3 protein-coding genes are annotated in these 3,148 nt (G+C 67.5%); 1 reads left to right on the plus strand and 2 read right to left on the minus strand.

The features are described 5' to 3' along the window. Positions 1-192: 192 nt before the first annotated feature. Positions 193-1,773, minus strand: coding sequence for an AAA family ATPase (locus AC08OQ_RS18780; protein WP_476602324.1), 1,581 nt, complete (start codon positions 1,771-1,773; stop codon positions 193-195). A 933-nt stretch (positions 1,774-2,706) separates the two neighbouring features. Between AC08OQ_RS18780 and AC08OQ_RS18785 the strand changes: the two genes are divergently transcribed. Continuing rightward, a complete protein-coding gene (locus AC08OQ_RS18785) occupies positions 2,707-2,943 on the plus strand; it encodes a DUF4037 domain-containing protein (RefSeq protein ID WP_462203587.1) in 237 nt (78 codons plus the stop codon). On the opposite strand, the gene AC08OQ_RS18790 is transcribed toward AC08OQ_RS18785, so the two are convergent. Continuing rightward, the coding region (locus tag AC08OQ_RS18790; RefSeq protein ID WP_476612275.1) for a hypothetical protein at positions 2,900-3,148 on the minus strand (249 nt) is incomplete at its 5' end. The two genes, AC08OQ_RS18785 and AC08OQ_RS18790, sit on opposite strands and share 44 nt — an antisense overlap.

Consider the following 3,148-nt stretch of genomic DNA (forward strand, 5'->3'; position numbering starts at 1 on the left):
AACGAAACGGGCCCATGATCGTTTATTTGGGGAGCGCGAAAGCGTTCTCGTGGTGCGATGTACAGCAAAAGCCACCGATCTCAGATGCTACTTATCGTTATCAGAACTCCAAAGCGCCCTCTGACACCCCACAGGCCTCGCGGACGACTCGGCCCCCGCGTCGTGTTCGGACTCAAGGCGCGCGGGCGTCGGTCACCCGTTGAGGAGGGTGATGCAGCGCCCGGCCGGGCTGGTCACGGTGGTGATCGCGGTGCGTTCGTCGATGGGAGGCGCGTTCGTGCGCTGGTCGAAGATCGCAAGGGTGCCGGTCGGCAACTGGAGTCGGCCGAGATAGCGGTCCAGCTGTAGGAGCCCGGCCTTGAGCGGGTTGGATCTGCCGGTGCGCCAGGCCTTGATCTCGAAACCCTCGCGCTGGACCTGCCGCGGTCCCCCGCGGGGTACGTAGGGCCAGCGGAGATGAAGGTCAATGCGGCCGGAGCCGAGCGCGTATTCGCGTTCGATCTGGCCGGTACCGTTGATGGCGCGCTGGAGGTAGCCCATGAGAATGAGCTGGGGCGCGGCCTCGTCGTAGTAGCCGCGGCTGGTGAGGAACTCGCCGTTCTCGATCCACCAGACCGCGAAGTCGGCGAGGACTCGTGGAAGATCGAAACTGCCGTCCGGGCGGACGAAGGTGCGGGGATCGGTGGTGATGCTCTCCTGCACGGAGGACGACAGGACGCGGACGATGACCTCGCGGTAGATCGGATTCGCGGCCCGTACTGGTGGGTCGGGTGCGATGAGGCCGAGATCACGGACATAGCTGACGTCGTCGTCGTACGGGTCGAGGACGAGCGGGTCCCCGGCGATCAACGGAGCGATGATCTCACGGACACGGGGTTCGGCTAGCTTGGAGGCCAGCGAGTCCAGGTGGGTGGCGCGCGCAAGGACGAGCCGTTCCTTCGCGGCCTCGAGATGCTCAAGTGTGATCGTCTCTGTGGCGGGCACGGCCATCTCCTCGACGACCTCGCGGGCCAGCGCGTTGACCAGCCACGGCTGGCCGCCCGTGAGCTCGTAGGCGTGCTCGACGGCGCCCGGCGCGAACGGCTGGCCGGTGGCGGCGGTGTGCTGACCGTAGAGCTCCGCCACCTCATCCGCGGTGAAGTCGCCCAGCCTAAGCGACTTGAGTTTGATGTTGAAAGGGCTCGACGTGCCCAGCCGCGACGGGTCACCACCGGCCGCCGCCTTGTAGTCACGGACATCGCGGAGACCACACAGCACGACCGATGCCGGGAAGGGCGCTGTGGAGCGGGCGTTGTAGCCGTCCCGCACCTGGCTGAGCACACTGATCAGCGACTGGCCCTGAAGGGCGTCGATCTCGTCGAAGAACAGGACGAGCGGACGTGGGCAGATCCGGGCCCAGGCTCCGAGCGCCTCGACGATCAGGGTGCCGTCGGAGGTCTCCGGCCACGGCGCCGGCCGCAGCTCCGCAGGCAGGGTGTCCTCGGCGCTGGAGCGGAGCCGGTCGAGAATCGCCCGGGACGCGGCGCGGATGTCGTCTCCCCAGGCGCGCCCGGTCTCGCAGGAGACGTGCACCGCGGCGTACCGGCCCTGCATGGTCAGGTCGGCCGCGAGTGCGCGGAGCGCCGTCGTCTTCCCCGTCTGGCGGGGCGCGTGGACGACGAAGTAGGCCTTGAGATCCACCAACCCGGGCGCCTCCGGGAGGCGGGACAGCGCCGGGATCATGTAATGCTCCGCGGGGATGCACGGCCCAGCCGTGTTGAACCGACGGCTCACCAGTCCTCCTCCCCGCCCGACTCGCTACTTCACGACCAGCCTACCCGTGATCGACGATCTACCTGTGCGGCGAGTGATTCCTCCCTGACTGGTCGCGATCGCGCGGACGGACCAATGGAACACTCGTTCAATCCGTCAGGCGACACTCCGGTCGGCGCGGTCATCCAGCGTCGCCCCTGTCCAGGGGCCGGGTAGCGACCGGCCGGACGGTAATTTCAAGGCCAGCAACCAAGATCTATCGATTCGGATGCTGGTACAGAGAGGCCACCCTTTTTCTGATCACGCCTCCGACCTCGGTGAATGCGGTTCGCGATCTATCGCTTTGAGATTCAACACCATGGAACGGTGCTGGTCAGGGCCTCGACAGCTGGTTCGAGCCCCGGCCGGACGACCATGTTGGGATCATGCGAACCGCGTCCGTTCCGCCGAGGTGCTGAGCGGTGGCGACTTCGGAGGACCCGCGGTAGCCACGGCAGCCGCTGGGGCCGCGGCAAGAACGCGCATGACAACCTGTTCGCCGACGGCCTGGGCAGCGACGAAGGGACCATCACGTCCCAGCTGCCGTCCAGCATGCCGATGGCACCGGCCGGGAGTCGCCGTTCACGTCAGGCGGCAGGACCATGCCCTTCGTCCTGGACCACGTCAGGTCCGTGGTCTCCTTGGCTGACGTCCCCGATTCAGTGGTGATCATGGTTGACACGTCCCGCGCACGGCTGTTCGGCAACCTCGACGATGAGATGCCTGGTGCATGACGGGATGCCTTGAGGAGGATCGCGGAGCCGTGCCCGGTCGCGATCTTTCTCGACGGTTCTACGAGCGGGCGGTTCGGTCGCTGGTCGTGGGCGTGCCCCACGCTGCCGCGTTGCTCGGTGAGGGGTCCGAGGTCCTCGGCTTCGACGACGAGGTCTCCACGGACCACGACTTCGGCCCCCCGTGCACGACCCGCTCGATCTGCTCACCACGCGGCGTCGGGCACTGGCCTGGTACCCCGACGACGTCTGGCGCTACGTCCTGGCAGCCGGCTGGCTGCGGGTCAGCCAGGAAAAACCGTTCATCGGCCGCACAGGTGGCCGCGGCGGCGACGACCTCGGCTCGCGTGTGCTTGCCGCCCGCGTGGCCCGCGACCTCATACGGATCGGCTTTTCTCCTCGAACGCCTTGGTCTGGCTGAGCCCGTCGATCCCGCCCCGCGCCGCTTTCATTCCCGAGACATCCACGTACTCGGCGCCGAACGCCTCACCCGTGCGCCGACCGATGCGATCAGCGATCCGCCGCTGCGAACCCTCCTCACCCGACTCGGACACGGGCCCGACGGCCCGCTCGCCATCTCCTCGGCGCGATCGACCAGGCCACCGACAGCTTCGCGCGCTAGGGCC

The sequence above is a fragment of the Frankia sp. CcCS3 genome (assembly GCF_977927575.1).